This window comes from Streptomyces triticisoli, from assembly GCF_003270085.1.
Classification (GTDB): Bacteria; Actinomycetota; Actinomycetes; order Streptomycetales; family Streptomycetaceae; genus Streptomyces; species Streptomyces triticisoli.
The window spans coordinates 1-21522 of record NZ_QFDQ01000030.1 but is presented as its reverse complement, the minus strand read 5'-3'; the positions used below and the strand labels follow the sequence as shown (position 1 = coordinate 21522).

The 21522-nt window shown below is 71.8% G+C and carries 19 protein-coding genes, 1 pseudogene and 1 riboswitch; of the genes and pseudogenes, 14 read left to right on the top strand and 6 right to left on the bottom strand.

The annotated features are described in order from the left end of the window. The first annotated feature begins 59 nt into the window (after positions 1-59). A riboswitch (guanidine-III (ykkC-III) riboswitch) is annotated at positions 60-124 on the top strand. Between the two features lie 38 nt (positions 125-162). Further along, positions 163-483, top strand: a complete 321-nt coding sequence (sugE, locus tag DEP02_RS06720; protein WP_112466412.1) for a quaternary ammonium compound efflux SMR transporter SugE — start codon at positions 163-165, stop codon at positions 481-483. On the opposite strand, the gene DEP02_RS06715 is transcribed toward sugE, so the two are convergent. Beyond that, entirely contained in the window at positions 461-2860 is a 2400-nt protein-coding gene (locus DEP02_RS06715) for a transglycosylase domain-containing protein (RefSeq protein ID WP_112466411.1), read from the bottom strand. The two genes, sugE and DEP02_RS06715, sit on opposite strands and share 23 nt — an antisense overlap. A gap of 203 nt (positions 2861-3063) precedes the next feature. Between DEP02_RS06715 and DEP02_RS06710 the strand changes: the two genes are divergently transcribed. The 4 genes from DEP02_RS06710 (at position 3064) to DEP02_RS06695 (ending at position 6518) form a co-directional block, all read left to right on the top strand. Beyond that, a complete protein-coding gene (locus DEP02_RS06710) occupies positions 3064-3864 on the top strand; it encodes an ABC transporter permease (protein ID WP_198668321.1) in 801 nt (266 codons plus the stop codon). 118 nt (positions 3865-3982) lie between these two features. Then, positions 3983-4786, top strand: a complete 804-nt coding sequence (locus DEP02_RS06705) for an ABC transporter permease (RefSeq protein ID WP_232838988.1) — start codon at positions 3983-3985, stop codon at positions 4784-4786. Between the two features lie 15 nt (positions 4787-4801). Next, positions 4802-5818 (top strand): ABC transporter ATP-binding protein, encoded by a 1017-nt coding sequence (locus DEP02_RS06700; RefSeq protein ID WP_112466409.1) that lies wholly within the window; start codon positions 4802-4804, stop codon positions 5816-5818. Between the two features lie 10 nt (positions 5819-5828). Next, complete coding sequence (locus DEP02_RS06695; RefSeq protein ID WP_112466408.1) at positions 5829-6518, top strand: DUF1707 SHOCT-like domain-containing protein; 690 nt, start codon at positions 5829-5831, stop codon at positions 6516-6518. Between the two features lie 19 nt (positions 6519-6537). Here the strand turns inward: DEP02_RS06695 and DEP02_RS06690 are convergent, their stop codons facing one another. Then, positions 6538-7872, bottom strand: coding sequence for an SGNH/GDSL hydrolase family protein (locus tag DEP02_RS06690; RefSeq protein ID WP_112466442.1), 1335 nt, complete (start codon positions 7870-7872; stop codon positions 6538-6540). A gap of 213 nt (positions 7873-8085) precedes the next feature. On the opposite strand from DEP02_RS06690, the gene DEP02_RS06685 reads away from it, so the two are divergent. The 3 genes and pseudogenes from DEP02_RS06685 to DEP02_RS06675 form a co-directional block, all read left to right on the top strand. After that, complete coding sequence (locus tag DEP02_RS06685; RefSeq protein ID WP_198668320.1) at positions 8086-9405, top strand: DUF445 domain-containing protein; 1320 nt, start codon at positions 8086-8088, stop codon at positions 9403-9405. Positions 9406-9473: 68 nt separating this feature from the next. Continuing rightward, positions 9474-11003: an MFS transporter gene (locus DEP02_RS06680; protein WP_112466407.1), complete on the top strand. Its 1530-nt coding sequence runs from the start codon at positions 9474-9476 to the stop codon at positions 11001-11003. A gap of 103 nt (positions 11004-11106) precedes the next feature. Then, positions 11107-11461: pseudogene (locus tag DEP02_RS06675) on the top strand (helix-turn-helix domain-containing protein); the annotation flags it as partial. A 66-nt stretch (positions 11462-11527) separates the two neighbouring features. On the opposite strand, the gene DEP02_RS06670 reads toward DEP02_RS06675, so the two are convergent. Further along, entirely contained in the window at positions 11528-12409 is an 882-nt protein-coding gene (locus DEP02_RS06670; protein WP_438947733.1) for a universal stress protein, read from the bottom strand. 265 nt (positions 12410-12674) lie between these two features. On the opposite strand from DEP02_RS06670, the gene DEP02_RS06665 reads away from it, so the two are divergent. The 3 genes from DEP02_RS06665 to DEP02_RS06655 all read left to right on the top strand — a co-directional run bounded on the left by DEP02_RS06665 (position 12675) and on the right by DEP02_RS06655 (position 14367). Continuing rightward, positions 12675-13148 (top strand): carboxymuconolactone decarboxylase family protein, encoded by a 474-nt coding sequence (locus tag DEP02_RS06665; protein ID WP_112466439.1) that lies wholly within the window; start codon positions 12675-12677, stop codon positions 13146-13148. 188 nt (positions 13149-13336) lie between these two features. Further along, positions 13337-13756, top strand: coding sequence for an Hsp20/alpha crystallin family protein (locus DEP02_RS06660; RefSeq protein WP_112466438.1), 420 nt, complete (start codon positions 13337-13339; stop codon positions 13754-13756). A gap of 140 nt (positions 13757-13896) precedes the next feature. Beyond that, a complete protein-coding gene (locus DEP02_RS06655) occupies positions 13897-14367 on the top strand; it encodes a DUF2267 domain-containing protein (protein WP_112466437.1) in 471 nt (156 codons plus the stop codon). Between the two features lie 186 nt (positions 14368-14553). Here DEP02_RS06655 and DEP02_RS06650 read toward each other — a convergent pair whose 3' ends face one another. The 3 genes from DEP02_RS06650 to DEP02_RS06640 all read right to left on the bottom strand — a co-directional run bounded on the left by DEP02_RS06650 (position 14554) and on the right by DEP02_RS06640 (position 18685). Then, positions 14554-16653, bottom strand: a complete 2100-nt coding sequence (locus DEP02_RS06650) for a SpoIIE family protein phosphatase (RefSeq protein WP_438947732.1) — start codon at positions 16651-16653, stop codon at positions 14554-14556. Positions 16654-17005: 352 nt separating this feature from the next. Further along, positions 17006-17677, bottom strand: a complete 672-nt coding sequence (locus tag DEP02_RS06645; protein ID WP_112466405.1) for a formylglycine-generating enzyme family protein — start codon at positions 17675-17677, stop codon at positions 17006-17008. Positions 17678-17806: 129 nt separating this feature from the next. After that, positions 17807-18685 (bottom strand): RNA polymerase sigma-70 factor, encoded by an 879-nt coding sequence (locus DEP02_RS06640; RefSeq protein ID WP_112466436.1) that lies wholly within the window; start codon positions 18683-18685, stop codon positions 17807-17809. A 211-nt stretch (positions 18686-18896) separates the two neighbouring features. Between DEP02_RS06640 and DEP02_RS06635 the strand changes: the two genes are divergently transcribed. The 3 genes from DEP02_RS06635 to DEP02_RS06625 form a co-directional block, all read left to right on the top strand. After that, positions 18897-19382, top strand: a complete 486-nt coding sequence (locus DEP02_RS06635; protein ID WP_112466404.1) for a carboxymuconolactone decarboxylase family protein — start codon at positions 18897-18899, stop codon at positions 19380-19382. A 276-nt stretch (positions 19383-19658) separates the two neighbouring features. Further along, positions 19659-19862: a cold-shock protein gene (locus tag DEP02_RS06630; protein WP_023544341.1), complete on the top strand. Its 204-nt coding sequence runs from the start codon at positions 19659-19661 to the stop codon at positions 19860-19862. Between the two features lie 96 nt (positions 19863-19958). Then, positions 19959-21522 (top strand): DEAD/DEAH box helicase (locus tag DEP02_RS06625; RefSeq protein WP_112466435.1); only part of this gene is annotated, 1564 nt, incomplete at its 3' end.

Below are 21522 nucleotides of genomic sequence, written 5' to 3'. Positions count from 1 at the left end.
AGTAGCCCCCAAGGGGCTGGTGACCCTTGTCACCAGCCCCTTTGCCGTTTCTGTTCCTTTGCTAGCCTCGTGCCGCAGCCCGACGAGACGCGTCGTACCGGGATGTAGGCAAAGACGACGCACCCCTCTTTCCGTCCGTACGTCGTCTCGGAGGTGCTCGTCATGGCCTGGGTTCTGCTCGTCGTCGCCGGTCTGCTGGAGGTGGGCTGGGCGATCGGGTTGAAGTACACCGACGGGTTCACCCGGCTCGTGCCCAGTGTGCTCACCGGTGCCGGGATCGTCGCGAGCATGGTCCTGCTGTCGTACGCCGCCCGTTCCCTGCCCATCGGTACCGCCTACGGCGTGTGGGTGGGCATCGGAGCGGGCGGTGCGGCGGTGGTCGGCATGGTGGTGCTGGGGGAGCCGGCGACCGCCGCCCGGATCTTCTTCGTGTGTCTGCTGCTGGTGGCGGTGGTGGGGCTCAAGATGACGTCCGGCCACTGAACAGGTCGGCCGTCGTGCCGCCGTCGCCGGAGGTGCCGGCCGACGTGCCCCCGCCGCTGCCCTGGCCGCCGCTGTTCCAGCCGGGTGTGCCTCCGGTGCCGCTGTCGCCGGGCGGGGTGCCCCCGGTGTCCGAGCCGGTGTCGCCGGTGGGCGGGGTGCCGCCGGTGTCGCCGGTGGTGCCTTCCGTGGTGTCGCCGGTGGTGCCGTCCGTGGTCTGACCCCCGGTCTGCCCCTGGTCCTGGCCCTGCCCCTGGGTGTCCTGGTCGCCGGTGTCCGTGCCGTCGTCGTCGCCGCCGTCGTCCTCGCTGTCGGTGTCCGGGGTCTCGGTGGGGGCGGAGGGCGGCTCCTCGATCCGGTCGGCGCCCGGCTGGAGCTGGAGGTCGAAGTCGGTGACCGGCTTGTTCTTCAGGGCGTCCCTGGTGAACTGGGCCCAGATCTGGGCGGGCGGCCCGCCGCCGTTGACGCGGGCCAGACCCAGGGCGCCGTAGAGCGGCTTGTGGTGGGCGGTGACCGGGTCCTGGCCCATGACGGACACGACGGTGGCGAGGTCGGGGGTGTAGCCGGCGAACCAGGCGGCCTTGTCCTCCTCGGCGGTGCCGGTCTTGCCGGCGGCCGGGCGGCCTGCGGCCTGGGCGGCGGTGGCGGTGCCGTTCTCGACGACGCTCCGCAGGATCGCGGTGGTGGTGTCGGCGGCCTGGCGGCCGATCTGCTGGGACTCGGTGCGCCGGGGCAGCTCGACGGTGTCGGTGCCGTTCCTGGTGATCTTCTTGATCATTGTGTACGGGCCGTGCTTGCCGTGGTTGGCGAGCGTGGCGTAGGCCTGGGCCATGTCCAGGACGCTGGCGTTGGCCACTCCGAGCGCGATGGACGGGGTGGCGGTCAGGGACGGGGTGTCGGCCGGTACGCCGAGGGCGACGGCGGTGTCCTTGACCTTCTCGCTGCCGACGTCCACGGCCAGCTGGGCGTACACCGCGTTGACGGACTTGTCGGTGGCCTCGCGGACGGTGATGTGGCCGTAGGAGTGCTGGTCCTCGTTCTCGGGGGCGTAGTAGCCGCTCCAGCCCTCGACGGGGCGCTTGTTGGTGCCGTCGTAGTAGGTGTTCGGGGTGATCAGGCGGCCGTCGCGGGTCTGGGAGACGTTCTGGACGGCGGCGGTGAACACGAACGGCTTGAAGATGGAGCCGACCTGGAAGTCCCGGCGGGTGGCGTTGTTGGTGTACTGCTTCACGTAGTCGATGCCGCCGTACATGGCGACGAGTTCGCCGGTTCTGGGGTCGATCGCGGCGCCGCCGGCCCGGACGTAGGTGTCGACCTCGCGGTTCTTCTTGTCGAGCTTGCTCATCAGCTGGTCGTCGACCGCCTTGACGAGGGCGTCCTGCTTGTTCTTCCGCAGGGTCGTGGTGATGCGGTAGCCGCCCGTGGCGAGCTGGTCCTCGTCGAGGATCTCGTTCTTGGCCAGGTAGTCCTTGACCGCGCGGACGATGTAGCCGCGCTGTCCGGCCATGCCGACGGGGGCGATGGCCTCCTTCGGCATGGGGAACTTCATGCCGGCCCGCTCCGCGGGGCTGAGCCAGCCCTTGGTGACCATGCCGTCCAGGACGTAGTTCCAGCGGGCCGTCGCGGCGGGCCTGTTCTCCGGGTGGGCGACGACGTCGTACTGGCTGGGGGCGTTGACCAGTGCGGCCAGGTAGGCGGCGCGGGCCGGGTCGAGGTCCTGGGCCTTGACACCGTAGTAGGCCTGGGCGGCGGCCTGGATGCCGTAGGCGTTGCGGCCGAAGTAGCTGGTGTTGAGGTAGCCCTCGAGGATCTTGTCCTTGGGCTGGCTGCGGTCCAGCTTGATCGCGATGAAGAACTCCTTCACCTTGCGGGTGACGGTCTGTTCCTGGCCCAGGTAGTAGTTCTTCACGTACTGCTGGGTGATCGTGGAGCCGGACTGCCGGCCCTTGCCGGTGGCGGTGTTCCAGGCGGCGCGCAGCATGGCCTGGGGGTCGACGGCGGACTCGGTGTAGAAGTCGCGGTCCTCGGCGGCGAGTACGGCGTGCTGGGCGTCCTTGGAGATCTGGGCGAGGCCGACGTTCTCCCGGTTGACCTCGCCGTCGCGGGCGATCTCGGTGCCGTCGGCGTACAGGTAGACGTTGGCCTGCTTGACGGCCAGGGCGTTGGCGGGCGGGATCTTCACCAGGGAGTAGCCGAGGAAGAACGCTCCGATGCCCAGCAGGGCGACGGTGAGGAAGCCGCCGAGCACCATGCGCCAGGTCGGGACGGCCCGGCGCCATCCGGTGCGCCGGGGCCGGCCGGCCTTCTCGCCCTCCGCCTCGGGCGCCGCCGGTGGCTGGTCCGGCTGCGGCTGCGGTTGCGGCTTCGGCTCGTGGCTCATCTCGCGTGTGGACTCCTGTTTCGCGTCGTACGTTCCCGTACGCCCTCATGCGCGCTTCGCGCCCCCAGATGAAGACTCTCGCACCAGACGTTCCGTTCCCGGTCAAGCACATTTGTCCGGGCCGGAAAATGCGTGGCACATCACGTCCCGGGCGTAATAGGCTCGCGCGCTTTCGTTGTCGTGGGTCTGGAAGGCGGGTGGACGTGGGCGCTGGGCGGTTGTACGCGGCCGTCGCGGCGGGGGGATTCCGACGGTACGCGACGTACCGGACGGCGACGGTGGCCGGGGTGTTCACGAACACCGTGTTCGGACTGATCCTCGTGTACACGTACCTGGCGCTGTGGGACGCCCGGCCGCACCTGGGGGGCTACGACCCGGCGCAGGCGGTGACGTACGTGTGGCTGGGGCAGGCGTTCCTGGCGGCGTTGGCGATCGGCGGGGGCGGCGTCGAGGAAGAGCTGATGGAACGCATCCGTACGGGTGATGTCGCGATCGACCTGTACCGGCCGGTGGACCTGCAGCTGTGGTGGCTGGCGGCCGACGTGGGCCGGGCGCTGTTCCAGCTGGTGGGGCGCGGGGTGGTGCCGTTCGTGTTCGGGGCGCTGTTCTTCCCGGTGTCCCTGCCGGTGGATCCGCTGGCCTGGGTGGCGTTCCTGGGCACGGTGGTGCTGGCGATGCTGGTGGGCTTCGGGATCCGGTTCCTGGTGGCGCTGAGCGCGTTCTGGCTGATGGACGGTACGGGCGTGCTGCAGATGGCCCGGCTGGCCGGGTTCTTCTGCTCGGGGATGCTGCTGCCGCTGAACGTCTTCCCGGGCGCGCTCGGCGAGGTGGTCCGGGTGCTGCCGTGGTCCTCGCTGCTCCAGGCCCCCGCCGACGTCCTGCTGGGGCACGCGGACCCGCTGGGCACGTACGCCTTCCAGGGGACGTGGGCGGTGGCGCTGCTGGCGGCCGGCCGGCTGGTGCAGCTGGCGGCGACGCGGCGGGTGGTGGTGCAGGGTGGCTGAGCTCTCCGAGCAGGCGGAGTTCTCCGGGCAGGCGGGGCTCTCCGGGCAGGCGGGGCTCTCCGGGCAGGCGGGGCTCTCCGGGCAGGCCGGGCTCGCCGGACCTGCGGCGGGCAGTCGGCTGCTGGACGGGCTGCGGGCCTACCGGCTGATCGCCGGCATGTGGATCCGCTCCACGATGGCCTACCGCGCCTCCTTCGTCATGACCACGTTCGGGAACTTCGTGTCGAGCGGGCTGGACTTCGTGGCGATCCTGCTGATGTTCTCCCGCGTGGACGCGCTCGGCGGCTATCCGCTGCCCGAGATCGCCCTGCTGTACGGGTTGTCCAACGCCGCCTTCGGTCTGGCCGACCTGGCGATCGGTTCGATGGACCGGCTGGGGCGGCGGGTGCGCGACGGCACCCTCGACATCCTGCTGGTGCGGCCCGCGCCGGTGCTCGCCCAGGTGGCCGCCGACCGGTTCGCGCTGCGCCGGCTGGGCCGGGTGATACAGGGGTCGCTGGTGCTGGGCTGGGCGCTGACGCGGCTCGACGTCGACTGGACGCCGCTGAAGCTGCTGCTGATGCCGGTGACGGTGGTCAGCGGCTGCGGGATCTTCTGCGCGGTGTTCGTGGCGGGGGCGGCCTTCCAGTTCTGGGCGCAGGACGCCTCGGAGGTGCAGAACGCCTTCACCTACGGCGGGACCACGCTGCTGCAGTACCCGCCGACGGTGTTCGGGAAGGAACTGGTGCGCGGGGTGACGTTCATCCTGCCGCTGGCCTTCGTCAACTGGCTGCCCGCGCTGTACGTGCTCGGGCGGCCGTATCCGCTCGACCTGCCCCGGTGGACGGCGTTCACGCCGCCGCTGGTCGCGGTGGTGTGCTGTGCGCTGGCGGGGGCGGCGTGGCGGGTGGGGTTGCGGTCGTATCGGAGTACGGGCAACTGAAGGGGCGTACGGCACATGGCGGTGGACGGTGCGGGCGGCACGGACGGCGTGGGCGGCATGGACGGCGCGGGTGGCGGTTTCATCGAGGTCGACCGGGTGGAGAAGGTCTTCGAGGTGCGCAGGAAGACCGGCTTCCTGCGACGTGAGCGGCGGCAGGTGCGGGCGGTCGACGGGATCTCGTTCGGCGTGGCGCGCGGCGAGATGGTCGGCTACATCGGCCCGAACGGCGCGGGCAAGTCGACGACGATCAAGATGCTCACGGGCATCCTGACACCCAGCGGCGGCCGGCTGCGGGTCGCCGGCATCGACCCCTCCCGTGAGCGGACCCGGCTCGCGCAGCGCATCGGGGTGGTGTTCGGGCAGCGTACGACCCTGTGGTGGGACCTGCCGCTGATCGACTCCTACCGGCTGATGCACCGCATGTACCGCATCCCCGACGCCCGTTACCGCGCCAACCTCGACCGCTGCGTGGAACTCCTCGAACTGGGCGCCCTGCTGGACGTCCCCGTACGGCAGCTGTCTCTCGGCCAGCGGATGCGCGGGGACATCGCGGCGGCCCTGCTGCACGACCCGGAGGTCCTCTACCTCGACGAGCCGACCATCGGCCTGGACGTCGTCAGCAAGGCCAAGGTCCGCGGGTTCCTGCGGGATCTGAACGCCGAGCGCGGTACGACGGTGCTGCTGACCACGCACGACCTGCAGGACATCGAGCAGCTGTGCTCACGGGTGATGGTCATCGACCACGGGCGCCTGGTGTACGACGGTCCGCTCGCCGGCCTGCACGAGGCGGGGGAGAGCGAGCGCACCTTGGTGGTGGACCTGGAGCGGGAGCTGCCGCCGATCGAGCTGCCGTCGGCGCGTGTGGTGCGGGTCGAGGGGCCTCGGCAGTGGCTGGCCTTCCCGGCGGGCGAGTCGGCGGCCGCGCTGGTGGCCCGGATCGCGGCCGAGTACCCGCTGGTCGACCTGTCGGTACGGGAGCCGGACATCGAGGCGGTCATCGGGAGGATGTACGCCGAGAAAGCGGTCTCGTAGGCTGCTGCCCATGACGGAGGACCTCCCGGAGCTTCGCGCTTCCGACGCCGATCGTGAACGAGTCGCCGAACACCTGAGGGACGCCCTGGCGGAGGGCCGTCTCGACATGACGGAGTTCGAGGAGCGGCTGGAGGCGGCGTACAAGGCGCGTACGTACGGCGAACTCGCGCCGCTCACCCGGGACCTGCCCGTGCCCGGGGTGAGCGCCCCGGCCGTGAACATGGTCAAGCAGCCGGAGCGGGGCGGTGGTTGGGCGGGCCGGGTGGTCGGCGGGGAGGGAACCTCGTCGTGGGCCGTCGCCGTCATGGGCGGCTTCGAACGCAAGGGCGGCTGGACCGTGCCCAAGCGGTTCAACTGCTTCGCCTTCTGGGGCGGCGGCAACATCGACCTGCGCGAGGCGAACTTCGCCGACCGCGAGGTCGAGATCAACTGCGTGGCGATCATGGGCGGCGTGGACGTGACCGTGCCGCCCGGCGTCGAGGTCGTGGTGCGCGGTGTCGGCATCATGGGCGGCTTCGACCACCAGGAGGACGGCGCCCCGGCCGAACCGGGCGCGCCCCGCGTGATCGTGACGGGCGTGGCCTTCTGGGGCGGTGTGGGAATCCGACGCAAGGTCACGGAGGCGGAACGCCGCCGCCTGAAGGAACAACGCCGCCAGGAAAAGCTGGAACGCAAGGCCAGGCGCCGAGAGCTGTCGTAGTCGCGGGCGCCGGCGCACGTCACAGCTGCGCCGGCGCAGCCCCCTTCAGCTCCCGGAGGTCGAACACCTCCGCCATCTTCCGGTACCCCTGGTCACTGGGGTGCAGGTGGTCCCCGGAGTCGTAGACGGGCCGCAGCCGCCGCGGCGCGTACGGGTCCCGCAGCGCCCGGTCGAAGTCGACGACGGCGTCGAACACCCGCCCGCCCCGGATCTCGGCGTTGACCTGCTGCCGTACCGCCTCCCGCGCCGCCGTGTACCACCGATGCCCCTCGAACGGCATCAGCGTCGCCCCCACGACCTTCAGTCCCCGCGCGTGAGCCTGCCCCACCAGCGCCCGCAGCCCCTCGGTGATCTTCTCCGGGTCGGCGAGGTGCGGGTTGCGCAGGATGTCGTTGACCCCGAGGTCGATCACCACGACCTCGACCCCGGTCCGTTCCAGCACATCCCGCTCGAACCGGCTCACCCCGCTCGGATTGTCCGCGGGCCGCCCCAGTCCGCTCGCCAGTACCTGGTTGCCGCTGATGCCCTCGTTCACGACGCTGTAGCGCGGCACGTCGTCCCGCCCCTCGACGGCCGCGGCCCGCAGCCGCCCGGACAGCACGTCGGTCCAGCGCCGGTTGGCGCCGACGGTCGAGGTGATGCCGTCGGTGAGCGAGTCCCCGAAAACGACGACCGTCCCCTCGGCCTCGTCGCTGAGCACATCCAGCGCGGTCAGATAGCGCCAGACCGTCGTCCGCTCGGTGTACGGCGCCCCGGTCACGTCCTCGGTGCGGTCCCCGGCGGCGACGTAGGAGATCTGCCGTGCGTGCGGGTGGTAGGTGACCGGGCCCGACGGAGTGGGGGAGTACGTGGTCACCAGCACGTCGCTCCCGCGCGGCACGGCGATGCGCACCGCGTCGCTCATCACCTGCCCGCCGGGTGGCACCACGACCGAGGTGGCGCCGGAGAAGGTGAGCCGCCGCATGGTGCCCGCCGCGGCGGCCGCGCCGCCGTCACCGGCGGCGACCGCGATCGAGGCGTGGGTGAGGTGCAGCGGCGACTGGCCGTAGAGGTTGGACAGTGTGATCCGGGCACTCGTACCCGCGACGCTCGCGTGCACGACGTTGCGCACCGAGCGGCCCGCCATGCCGTGGATCTCCGTACCGGGTTCCGCGGCGGCCGGGGAGGTGGCCCAGGCGCCGACCCAGGTGCCGGTGGAGACGGGGGCGGCGGAGTTGCCCGGGGCGCGGCCCGGGGCGAGGGAGTCGGCGGGGCGGCGGGTGTCGTGGGTGGCTCCGGCGTATACGGCGGCGGACACGGCGACGATCAGTGCGACGATCGCGGTCAGCAGGGCACAGCCGTGACGCTTGGTCATGCGGGCGGTGTTCTCCTCGGGTTCCTGGGGTTCCTCCGCCGGGGGAGCCCGAGGCTCCGACCCGACGAGCACATGATCCTTCATGGGCTCGGGAAGAGTGGACGGGACCCTGCCGACGACCCCCTCCCGACAGACGCCGGGAACTCTCGTTCCGTTCCGGGAGTCGGTCAGGAAGGGACAATTGTGTGCGGGATCACCGAACGGGTGGAGTGGATGGAACAGACGACACAGGCCGGCCCGGAAACGATGGAAGCCGTCTCCCGCCGCTCGATGAGCGTGTTCAGCCCCGCCGACGAGGAGCGGGCCCGCGGGGTCCGCCGTATGAAACTGACCGCCACCGGGCTCCTGCTGTTCGTCGCGGTGGTGTACGTCCTCGCCACGTGGGCCGAGCACGCGGGCGCCGGAGCCTGGACGGCCTACGTGGCGGCCGCCGCCGAGGCCGGCATGGTGGGCGCGCTCGCCGACTGGTTCGCGGTCACCGCCCTCTTCCGCCACCCGCTCGGCCTGCCCATCCCGCACACCGCGATCATCCCGAACAAGAAGGACCAGCTCGGCGTCTCACTCGGTGAGTTCGTCGGCGAGAACTTCCTCTCCGAGGACGTCGTACGCCAGCGGCTGCGCGCCGTCGGCATCGGCAGCCGGCTGGGTGCCTGGCTCGCCCGGCCGGAACACGCCGACCGGGTGACGGCGGAACTGGCCACCGCGCTGCGCGGCGCCCTGACCGTCCTGCGCGACTCCGACGTGCAGGCCGTGGTCGGCGAGGCGATCACCCGCAGAGCCAACATGCAGGAGATCGCGCCCGGCATCGGCAAGCTGCTGGAGAAGGTCGTCGCCGACGGCGGCCACAAACGGGTCGTCGACCTGGTCGTCACCCGCGCGCACGACTGGCTGGTGCTGCACGGCGACTCCGTGATGGGCGCCGTACAGGGCGGCGCGCCCGGCTGGACCCCGAGGTTCGTCGACAGGAAGGTCGGCGAGCGGGTCTACAAGGAGCTGCTGCGGTTCGTCACCGAGATGCGGGACATGCCCACTCACCCCGCGCGCGGAGCCCTGGACCGCTTCCTCACCGACTTCGCCTCCGACCTGCAGTCCGACACCGACACACGCGCGCGTGTGGAGCGGCTCAAGGGCGAGGTGCTGGGCCGCGGCGAGGTCCAGGACCTGATCGCCTCCGCCTGGGGCGCCGTACGATCCATGATCGTTTCCGCGGCGGAGGACGAGCACAGCGAGCTGCGCCTGCGGGTGCGGGCCTCGCTGCTGTCCCTGGGCGCCCGGATGGCCGAGGACCCCAAGGCCCAGGGCAAGGTCGACGGCTGGCTCGAGGGCGTGGCGGTGTACGTGGTGACGACGTACCGCAAGGAGATCACCTCCCTGATCACCGACACGATCGCCGGCTGGGACGCCGGGCACACCACCCGCAAGATCGAGGCCAATATCGGCCGCGACCTGCAGTTCATCCGCATCAACGGCACGGTGGTGGGCTCCCTGGCAGGCCTGGTGATCTTCACGGTGTCGCGGGCGCTGGGGGCGTAGCGGGCCGCGCGTGATCCCGTGGCTCCGGGGGGAACACGGAGGGGGTTCGCCCGACGTGGAGGGAGCCCATGACCACCGCAGAGGCCGGGACCGGCCGTACCGTGACCACCGACATCCCCGCCAGGCTCGACCGCCTCCCCTGGTCGCGCTGGCACTGGTCGATCGTCCTCGGTCTGGGCACCGTGTGGATCCTGGACGGCCTGGAGGTCACGGTCGTCGGCAACATCGCCAGCCGTCTGTCGGAGCCCGGCAGCGGCCTCGCGATCAGCTCCGGCCAGGTCACGGGCGTCGCGGCGGCCCTGTATGTGGCGGGCGCCTGCGGCGGCGCCCTGTTCTGGGGCCGTATGACCGACCACTACGGCCGCAAGAAACTCTTCCTGATCACCCTCGCGGTGTATCTCGCGGCCACCGCCCTGACCGCGGTCTCCTTCGAGGCCTGGTGGTTCTTCCTCTGCCGCTTCCTGACCGGCTTCGGCATCGGCGGCGAGTACGCGGCCATCAACTCCGCGATCGACGAGCTGATCCCCGCGAAGCACCGCGGCCGCATCGACCTGATCATCAACGGCAGCTTCTGGCTGGGCGCGGTCGGCGGCTCCCTGCTGTCGATCCTCGCCCTGAACACCGGCATCCTGGCCGCCGACGTGGGCTGGCGCGTGACGTTCGCGCTCGGCGCGGTCCTCGCCCTGGTGATCCTCCTCGTACGCCGTCACGTCCCGGAGAGCCCGCGCTGGCTGCTGATCCACGGCAGGGACCGCGAGGCGGAGGACATCGTCACCGGCATCGAACGCCGGGTCGAGCACGAGAAGGGCGAACCGCTCCCCGAGCCGCACGGCGAGATCACCATCCACCAGCGCGGCAGCGTGAGCTTCGCCGAGATCGCCCACACGGTCTTCGCCCGCTACCGCAGGCGCGCGACCCTCGGCTTCTCCCTCTTCATCGGCCAGGCCTTCCTCTACAACGCCATCACCTTCGGCTTCGGCGCGATCCTGGTCAGGTTCTTCAGCATCCCCGCCGACCACACCGGCTACTACTTCGCCGTTATCGCGGCCGGCAACTTCCTGGGCCCGCTGCTGCTGGGCCACCTCTTCGACACGGTCGGCCGCCGGGTGATGATCTCCTCCACCTACCTGCTGTCCGGCCTGCTGCTGTTCGGCACGGCCTGGCTGTTCGGCCGGGGCGCGCTGAGCGCCGGCACGCTGACGGCCTGCTGGTGCGCGGTGCTGTTCTTCGCCTCGGCCGGCGCCTCCAGCGCCTACCTGACCGTCTCCGAGGTCTTCCCCATGGAGACCCGGGCGATGTCCATCGCCTTCTTCTACGCCCTCGGCACCGCGGCCGGCGGCATCAGCGGTCCGCTGGTCTTCGCCGACCTCACGAACACCGGCCAGGTCGGCGACACGGTCCTCGCCTTCCAGATCGGCGCGGGTCTGATGTGCGCGGCGGGCCTGGTCGCCGCCTTCCTGGCGGTCAACGCCGAGCAGCGCTCCCTGGAGGACATCGCCGAACCGCTGTCGCAGGTGGCGCAGAAGGCGAGGACGGCGACCGAGGGCACCAAGGGCCGGCCCGGCGACGTCACGCCCCCGTCGTCGAGCCCGGCCTGACGGTCACCAGGACGGTCACCGTGGCCCAGAGCGATTGAACACGCCGGTGAGCATCGCGAGCTGAACGGTGGCCCGGCGGGTGACGGCGGGGGCGGTGGACATGTGCCCGCACATGATCCGCGGGGACCACGGCTCGGCGGCCGCCGCCCACGCGGCCCGCATGCCGGTCATGCCGCTGGAACGGGAGGGCGGCCAGGCCCGGTTCATCGTCCACGGCCTGCCCCGGCCCCGCCGGCGCCACCCTCGAGCCGGTACCGAACTGGCTGCACCGGGCGCGGGTACGGCGCGCCCAGCACCTGCTGGAGACGACGCCGTACCCGGTGGAGCGCATCGCCGCCCAGGCCGGCTTCGGCTCCCCGACGGTGTTCCGCGAGCGCTTCCGCAGGGTGCGCTTCCGCAGGGGGGTGGGGACGAGCCCGAGGGCGTACCGGAAGGCGTTCCGGGCGACGCGGACCTGAGAGAGGGGGACGCGGGAGAAGGGGGCCTGGGAGAGGCCGCGCCGATCGGCGACGGTCAGGGCAGGGTCACTCCTTGCCGCGGGCCACGACGACGGGGCAGTGGGAGTGGTGCAGCACGGCCTGGCTGACCGAGCCGAGCAGCAGCCCGGCGAAACCGCCGCGACCCCGGGCGCCGACCACCATCAGCTGGGCGGACCGGCTCGCCTCGATCAAGGCCTCACGGGTCCCGCCCCGCACCACCTTGTGCTCCACCTGCACGCCCGGGTACCGCTCCTGGTGGCCGGCGAGCGCCTCGGCCGACAGACGCTCCTCCTCATCGGCGAGCGCGCCGGGCGGGTTCGCGTACGGCGCCGACGCGTCCTGCGGCGCGGGCAGGGAGGCGTTCCACGTCGTCCAGGCGTGCAGCGCCACCAACGGCGCCTTCCTCAGCTCGGCCTCGGCGAAGGCGAAGTCCACCGCCTCCTCGCCCGCGGCCGAGCCGTCCACACCCAGCACGATCGGACCGTCGGCCGCCGGCTGCCCGCGCACCACCAGCACCGGGCACCGGCCGTGCGCCGCCAGGTGGACCGCCGTCGAGCCCACCAGCAGCCCGACGAACCCGCCCATCCCCCGGGACCCGACCACCACCAGCTCCGCGGCGCGCGACTGCGCCTCCAGCACGGTCAACGGTTCGCCCGTCACCACGGCATGGGAGACATCCACCTCCGGTGCCACGGCCCGCGCCCGCTCCACCGCCTCGGCCACCAGCTGGTCGGCCATGTTCCGGAGCCCGCCCTCCGGCGGACCCAGCGGCGACGGCCCCAAGGGCACACGCATCAGGGGCCACAGGAACGCGTGCACCACCCGCAGCCCGGCTCCGCGCAACCGCGCCTCCCGAGCCGCCGCCTCCACCGCGGCGAGACTCGACGCCGACCCGTCCACACCCACGACCACCAGACCGGGCACCATGCCTCCTCAACCTGAACGTTCTTGCCTCCGCCCCAGGGTCGCTCAGGCAACACCTTGCTGCCAGGGCCCAAGAGCCCCGCGGCCGTGGGCCGTCCGGCACACAGGTACGGCACCCGGCACCCGGCATTGAGGAGCTGCTGGTGAGACGCAGATCACACGCCTGGGTTCCGCGGGCCTGTCACATCCGCCGGCCCGGCTCCGTCGTACAGGTGCAAGCACGAACGGAAGCAGCAGGACCCGCTCGAAGGAGCCGAAGATGGAACCCCTGGAAGCCCGTCTCAACCTGCGCGACAACGCCGTCGCGGCCAAGTTCCTCCACCACCTCGTCTCCGCGCACAAACCCCTGTTGGACTCGGGACTCCCGATGTCGACGCAGGAACTGGTGAAGATCCGCGCCAGCCAGATCAACGGCTGCGCCTTCTGCACCGACATGCACACCAAGGAGGCCGCCCACGCCGGCGAGACGGCCGTGCGCCTCAACCTGGTCGCGACCTGGCGCGAGGCCAGGGTCTTCACCGAGGCCGAGCGCGCCGCCCTCGAACTGGCCGAGCAGGGCACCCGCATCGCCGACGCCGCCGGCGGAGTGAGCGACGAGGCCTGGTCCAGCGCCGCCAAGCACTACGACGAGGACCAACTGGCCGCCCTGGTCTCCCTCATCGCCCTGATCAACGCCTTCAACCGCCTGAACGTCATCGTCCAGCAGCCGGGGGGCGACTACGAGCCGGGCATGTTCGGCTGACGGCTCCGGTCCGGACCGCACACGCGACGGCCCAGCCCGGGAACGGGCTGGGCCGTCGGTTTTCCGGACGTCCCGCGTCCGGATCCGAGCCGAAACTTGAGCCGAGGCTTGTCAATTTTCATCCTCCGGGTTATAGAAGAAGTAGTAGGGCATGGCACAGCAGCGGCACATGAAAGGGGTGAGCTGTGATGCTCATGCGCTCCGATCCGTTCCGTGAACTCGACCGCCTGGCACAGCAGGTCTTCGGCCCCACCCGCCCGGGTGCGATGGCGATGGACGCCTACCGCGCGGGAGACGACTTCATCGTCCACTTCGACCTCCCGGGGGTCGACCCGGAGACCATCGACCTCGACGTCGAGCGGAACGTCCTCAACATCCACGCCGAACGCAGGTCCCCGGCCCCCGAGGGTGCCGAAATGATCGTCGCCGAACGGCCCACGGGTATCTTCTCCCGTCAGCTCTTCCTCGGCGAGAACCTCGACACGGACCGCATCGACGCCTCCTACGAGGCCGGCGTCCTCACCCTGCGCATCCCGGTCGCCGAACAGGCCAAGCCACGCAAGATCCAGATCACCGGAAGCAGCGACCGCAGGCAGCTCAGCGGCTGAAGCGGCCTGCCGAACGCGTCCCGTGGGCCCGGTACCCCGCCCACGGGGCGCGATGACGTGTGACGACGTACGACGACGTGTGACGTCGTATGACGAGGTATCCGGACGGACCCACGACCCACGCGGAGGAGGACCGCAGGATGATCACGCCTACGGTACGAGGCGAGACCACAACGCGGAACACGAGCACCCGCAACGAAGCGGCCGACCAGAGGAAATGGAGGGAACTGACCGAGCAGGTGCAGGAAGCCGGCCAGTACACGACGAGAGCGGAGGCGGAACGCGTCATCCGCATCGTCCTGTCGGCCCTCGGCGGCCACGTCACCGGCGACGAGCGCGTGGACCTGGCCCGCGCCCTCCCCCGGGAAGCGGCCGAGGTGATCGCCTCCCAGATCCCGGTCACCCGTCCCCTGACGGCCCCGGAGTTCGTCGACGCGGCGGCAGCCCGTATCGACGGCTCCACCCCGGCCACGGCCCGCTGGGACGTCAGCTCGGTCCTCAGCGTCCTGGCCGACCTGCTGGACCAGGATCTGCTGACTCGCATCCTGGGCCAACTCCCGCCGGGCTACGCCCTGTTGTTCGGCCGAGCGGAACTGGCCCCGGCACAGTGACGCACGGCCGGCCCGCGTGACGCACGACGCGTGACGTACGACGCACGACGTACGGCCACCGCCGCAGGTTCCGCCGCGGCGGTGGCCGTACGCATGTCCCGCCACGGGATGCCGGGGCGATGTTCACGTTCCCGCTCACGAAACCACCCGCGAGCGGACCCGCGTGTACACCGCTCAGCGGTTCGTTCAGGGCCGGGAGGCCTGGTGGCCGGGGGTGGGCCGGGCGCGGGCGATGAGCAGGGCGACGTCGTCGTGGTCGTCGGGGTGGCGCAGGGCGTGCAGGAGCCGGTCGCAGGTCTCCTCCAGGGGGCGCTCCGGGTCGTCGAGGAGGCCGAGGAGGGTGTTCAGCCGCTGGTCGATGGGCTGGTCGCGGGTCTCGACCAGGCCGTCGGTGTAGAGGACCAGCTGGTCACCGGGGTCCAGGTCGAAGGCGGCGGTCCGGAACGGGACGCCGCCGACCCCGAGGGGTGTGCCGGTGGGCAGGTCGAGCAGTCGGGGGGCGCGGCCGGGGCGGACCAGGGCGGGGGGCAGGTGGCCGGCGAGAGAGATGCGGCACTGCGCGCGGTGCGGGTCGTAGACGGCGTAGGCGCAGGTGGTGATGGCCTCCTCCAGGCGGGTGGTGGTGTGGTCGAGGCGTTCGAGGACCTCCGCGGGAGCGAGGTCGAGGTCGGCGAAGGCACGGGTGGCGGTGCGCAACTGGCCCATGGTGGCGGCGGCGTTGATGCCGCTGCCCATGACGTCGCCGACCACGAGGGCGGTCCTGTCGCCGGCCAGGGGGATGGCGTCGAACCAGTCGCCGCCGACCTCGACGGCGGCCGCGGCGGGCTGGTAGCGGCTGGCGACCTCCAGGCCCACCAGGTGCGGCGGGTGCTGGGGGAGCAGGTGGCGCTGGAGGGCGAGGGCCGCGTGCCGCTGGCTGCGGTACCAGCGGGCGTTGTCGATGGACAGGGCGGCGCGGGCGGCCAGCTCGCCGGCCAGGACTTCGTCGTCGTGGGTGAACGGTTCGGGGGTGCGGGTGCGCTTGAGGCCGAGGACCCCGAGGATCTCGCCGCGGGCGGTCAGCGGCACGGCCAGGTAGGAGTGGAGCCCGGCGCGGGCCAGAAGCTCGACCGCCTGGGGGCAGCGGGCGATGCGCGGCAGGTCGCGGCGGTCCACGCGGGGCACCCGGAGCGGGCGGCGGAGGTTCACGCACTGGGCGGCCAGGCGGTCGGTGTCGTAGACGGCGAGTTCGCCGGGCGAGTCGGCGGCGCGGGCAGCGAGCGGGCAGGCCGCGGTCACGGCGAGGGAGCAGAACAGCGCGGGCCCTTCGTGGGTCTCCGCCGCGTGGCCCTGCAGGACGCTGTCGAGCACGTCCACCTCGGCCACGTCGGCGACGTCCGGCACGCACACCTCGGCCAGCTCGCGGGCGGTCTGCTCGAGGTCGAGCGTGGTCCCGATGCGCAGGGAGGCGTCGGCGATGAGCGTCAGGCGCCGCCGGGCCCGGGCCGCCTCGTTCTCCGCCCGGCGCCGCTCGGTGACGTCCACGATCGAGGCGGCCACCCCCAGCACCCGCCCGCCGGGGTCCTCCAGCCGGTAGCGGGAGACCGACCAGGCACGCTCGCGGCCGGGGTCGGCCGCGGTGCGGCCGACGGCGGGCTGGTCCAGCTGCGGCACTCCGGTCTCCAGCACCTGGCGGATCGCGGCCTCGACATCGGTGTTCAGGTGCGGCAGGACCTCGCGGGGGCGCTGGCCGATGTGGTCGGCGGCAGGCAGGCCGTTGATCCGCTCCAACGTCGGATTGACGGTCACGAACCGCAGGTCGGTGTCCAGAACGGCCAGCCCGATCGGGGACTGCTCGATCAGGCGCACCGACAGCGCCAGCCCCCGCTCCACCTCCCGCAGGGTGGCCTGGTCGGTGGCGATGCCCAGGGCGTACAGGCCCCCCCGGACATCCTCCAGCCGCATGTTGCGGAACTCCACCACCCGGGTGTGGCCGTCCTTGCACCGAATGGGGAAACCGCCGGCCCAGCTCTCGCCGCTCGCCATGACCCGGGCGAACAGTTCGAGCACCTGCTCCAGGTGCTTCTCCTCGAGCAGCAGCCGGGCCGCGTACTGGCCCAGCGCCTCCTGGGCGGTGTAGCCGAACAGGACCTCGGCCTGCGGGCTCCACAGCACGATCCGCCCGTCCGCGTCGAGGACGACGGCCGCGACACCCAGCACGTCCAGCAACCCGCCCGGAGCGGAGGAGACGTCCCCCGCCTGCCCCGCCCGGCTGTGGACAGCCCCGAAAACCATCTCCGCGCTCATCCCGGACACCCCTTTCGCCGGCCGCCAAGCCGCGCGCCCCGGGTCCGCCCGCACCGGTCCTCCGCAGCTCTGAGGGCTCCCGGACCGGCCGGTCATGCATCCCCGGAGGTCCGGGTTCACCCCTACATCCCATCGGAGCACTGCGCCGCCACCCCCGCACCTGGGCACCAGGCACGAACCGCACCGGGGGAAGGACGCGCTCTGGCCGATCCCCGGTGAAAAGCCGACGACCGGGACCCGGTGGGGCGTGCCACAGCCACCGCAGGTGCTTTCACCGTCGGAGAGGTCCGCCGGTCTCGGCTTGACGGTCTCGGCCCTGGCAGTCTCGGCCCGGTTCGGCTCCCGGCCGCGGTCATGCGGAGCGCGCGAGGCGGAATCCCACGTCGTCGATGCGGAAGGTCGGATGGCTGCGGCGCCGTACCGAGGCGCGGCAGCTCCAGTGCTCGTCGGACCATCCGCCTCCGCGCAGCACCCGGTAGGTGCCGTACACGTCGGGGTCGTAGAAGTCCCAGCACCAGTCCCAGACGTTGCCGAGCATGTCGTACAGGCCCCAGGCGTTGGGCCGTTTGCCGCCCACCGGGTGGATGCGCTCACCGGAGTTGTCCCGGTACCAGGCGATCTCGTCGAGCGGGCCGTGGCGCGGGCCGGTGGTGCCGGCCCGGCACGCGTACTCCCACTCGGCCTCGGTCGGCAGCCGGTACCCGTCGGCGGAGGCGTCCCACTCGACCGCCCCGCCGTCCTCGTCGCACCGGGGATAGGCGGGCGTCAGCCCCTCACGCAGGGAAAGGGCGTTGCAGAACCGCACCGCGTCCCACCAGGACACACCCTCGACGGGCAGCCGGTCCCCTCGGGCGGCACTCGGCCACCGGCCGGTGACCTCCGCGTACGACGACTGCGTGACCGGGACCGCCGACATCCGGAACGCCGCGACCTCGACCACCCAACTGCGCTGCGTCCGCCGGTCCGACAGCGTCACCCGCCCCGCTGGAACAGCGACCATCCCGTTTCCCGCCCCCGCATCCATGACGGACGACCCTACCGTTCGGACCGGCCGAGGCCGTGGGGAGCCGGAACCGGACGCCCTCGCGCCGACGCGGCTCACGGATGACGCACCGATCGGCCGAGAGCACCTCCGTTTCCAGGGGCCCCGGGCTCAGCGGCGCAGGACGGTCTCCCGCCGCATGTGCGACAGCTTCTCGGGGTTGCGCACGGCGTAGAGCCCGGTGATGAGGCCGTCGTCGATGCGCACCGCCACGACGGTGTCGAGCGCGCCGTCGAGCCGGACCACCAGCGCCGGGTGGCCATTGACCTGTGCCGGCCGCAGCGACACCGCGGCGGCGACCTTGCCCAGCCCGCCGACCAACAGACGGGCCACCTTGTCGGCCCCCACGACGGGCCGAGGGACGGCCTGCTTGACCCCGCCACCGTCACCCAGGAGGACGACATCCGGCGCGAGGATGTCGAGCAGGCTCTGCAGGTCGCCCGTCTCGACCGCCCGCTGGAACGCGTCGAGCGCGTTCCGGGTCTCGGCCGGGGAGACGACCCCGCGCGGCCGGCGCGCCGCGACGTGGGCCCGTGCCCGGTGCGCGATCTGGCGGACCGCGGCCGGGCTCTTGTCGACGGCCTCGGCGATCTCGTCGTACCCGAGGTCGAACACCTCGCGCAGCACGAACACCGCCCGCTCGGTCGGCATGAGCGTCTCCAGCACCAGCAGCATCGCCATCGAGACGCTGTCGGCCAGCTCGACGTCCTCGGCCACGTCCGGGGTGGTCAGCAGCGGCGCGGGCAGCCAGGGGCCGAAGTAGGACTCCCGGCGGCGGCCGAGCGTACGCAGCCGGCTCAGTGCCTGGCGCGTGGTGATCCGAACCAGGTACGCACGCTGGTCCCGCACCGTGCCGAGCTCGACACCCGCCCACCGCAGCCAGGTCTCCTGCAGCACGTCCTCCGCGTCGGCGGCCGAGCCGAGCATCTCGTAGGCGACGGTGAACAGCAGGTTGCGATGGGCGACGAACGCCTCGGTGGCCCGGTCCATGCGCCCGCCGCGCTCGCTGTGCTCGCTCTTCACCGGTTGCTCCCGCCTGTCCGCTCCCACCGATCCCACGCGCACAAGACGCCGGGCCTCGCGACTTTGTGACACCTGCGAGACGTGGTGTACATCACACGGCCACTGCGTCACAGGGAGCGGGCCACCGGCATCTCGTGTTCGTCCAGCGCACCACCACAAGGGGAGGACGAAGAAAACCATGGACACACGATTCGACCTGTTCGGCAACGAGATCGCCGCCAAGTTCGCCAAGCGGTTCGCAGGCGCCGGCCTGGTGGTCCACCAGTCGTCGCTGCCGAAGTCCACGCAGGAGCTGGTGTCGTTGCGCGCCAGCCAGATCAACGGCTGCGGTCACTGCATCGACATGCACACCAAGGAGGCCGCGGCCGCCGGGGAGACCGCGGTCCGCCTCCACCTGGTCGCCGCCTGGCGGGAGTCCACCGTGTTCACCGAGGCCGAGCGGGCCGCGCTGGCACTCGCCGAAGAGGGCACCCGGCTCGCCGACGCCCACCAGGGCGTGTCCGACGAGACCTGGGCCCAGGTGCGCAAGCACTACGACGACGACCAGACCGCCGCGCTGGTCTGCCTGGTCGCCCTGATCAACGCGGCCAACCGGCTCGCCGTGATCACGCACCAGAAGGGAGGCTCCTACGAGCCCGGCATGTTCGCCGCCGCGTTCGACTGACCGACTGACCGACTGACCGGCAGACCGACGAACGCATCCGGCCCCGGCCCGGGATCACCCGATCCGGACCGGGGCCGCGCAGGTCCAAGCCCCGTACCGCGCCACCGCGCGCCTCGATGATCCGCCCCGCTCCGCCGATCTGTGCTACGATCCCCCAAGTTGCAGTTGTGGTACCCATGAACCTATGTGCGCCTGACGGGAATGCTTCTCCTTCGGGCGCATTATTTGTTTTCCGGCATCTCCGGATGGGGCCTCTGCCTACAGAAGGAGAAGGACATGGCACAGGGAACCGTGAAGTGGTTCAACGCCGAAAAGGGTTTCGGCTTCATCCAGCAGGACGGCGGCGGACCGGACGTCTTCGCCCACTACTCGAACATCGCGACCCAGGGCTTCCGTGAGCTCCAGGAGGGCCAGCGGGTCTCCTTCGACGTCACGCAGGGCCAGAAGGGCCCGCAGGCGGAGAACATCGTCCCCGCCTGATCGCCGGACGCGTATCCACTCACCGGGGTCCGCACCGTCATGGTGCGGACCCCGGTTTGTGCTGTTTTCAGGAAGGCAGACACCCGCATGTCCCGCATGCCCCGCAGACCCCAGAAGCCGAACCGGCGCGCCTCGTCACCCCCACCGTCCGCCTCGTCGCCAAGAGAGTTCCGGCTGCCGGAGAACACGACACCCGCACTTCCCGCCGTCGAGGACTTCGCCGGTCTGGACATGCCCGAGGCGCTGCTGAAGACCCTCGCCGCGCAGGGCGTGACCACCCCCTTCCCCATCCAGGCCGCCACCCTGCCCAACTCGATCGCCGGCCGTGACCTGCTGGGACGGGGGCGCACCGGCTCCGGCAAGACCCTCGCGTTCGGGCTGGCGCTCCTGGCCCGCACAGCCGGACTGCGTGCGGAGCCCAAGGCACCCCTCGCCCTGGTGCTGGTGCCCACCCGTGAACTCGCCCAGCAGGTGACGGACGCACTGACCCCCTACGCGACGGCGGTGAACCTCCGGCTGACCACCGTGGTCGGCGGGCTGTCCATCACCAAGCAGGCCGGTGCGCTCCGGCGCGGCGCGGAGGTCGTCGTGGCGACTCCCGGCAGGCTCAACGACCTCGTGGAACGCGGGGACTGCGTACTCGGCGGCGTACGCATCACGGTGCTGGACGAAGCCGACCAGATGACCGACATGGGCTTCCTGCCGCAGATCACCAAGCTGATCCAGCAAGTGCGGCCCGACGGACAGCGCATGCTCTTCTCGGCCACCCTGGACCGCAACATCGACCGCCTGGTGCAGCGGTTCCTGACCGACCCCGTGGTGCACTCCGTGGACCCGTCCGCGGGAGCGGTGACCACCATGGAGCACCACGTGCTCCACGTCCAGGACGAGACCGACAAGAAGGCCGTCACCACGCGCATCGCCGCCCGTGACGGCCGGGTCATCCTCTTCCTCGACACCAAGAGGTCCGCCGACCGGCTCGCCAAGCGGCTCCTGGCCGTCGGTGTCCGCGCGGCGGCACTGCACGGGGGCCGCACCCAGCCGCAGCGGAACCGCACCCTGGAACAGTTCAAGAACGGCCAGGTCACCGCCCTGGTGGCGACGAACGTCGCGGCCCGGGGCATCCACATCGACGACCTCGACCTCGTCGTGAACGTCGATCCCCCCACCGACCACAAGGACTACCTCCACCGGGGCGGCCGCACCGCGCGCGCCGGCGGCTCCGGCAGCGTGGTCACACTGGTCCTGCCCACCCAGAAACGGGACATCACCCGGCTCATGTCGGACGCGGGCATCCGCCCCCGGACGGCCCGCATCACGTCGAGCGACGCGGAACTGACCACCGTCACCGGCGCCCGCGAGCCGTCCGGCGTGCCCGTCACCATCGAGATCCCCCGGCCCACGACACCGACGGCGTCCCGCCCGGACCGGAAGACCGGAACCAAGCCCGGCAGCCGATCCGGCCGCCGACGCCGAAGCGGCGGCGGGGCCGAAGCGGCGACAGGCGCTGCCACCAGGACGGGAAGCCGGAGCTCCGACCGCCGGGCCGTGGCCGGGGCGGCAGCCTCTGGTGGCACCTCCGCGACCGGCGGGCGCGGCTCCGCCCGCGGTTCCGCCCGCCGGGCGGGATCCGGCGGGGCCGCGGGCGGGCCAGGGAGTC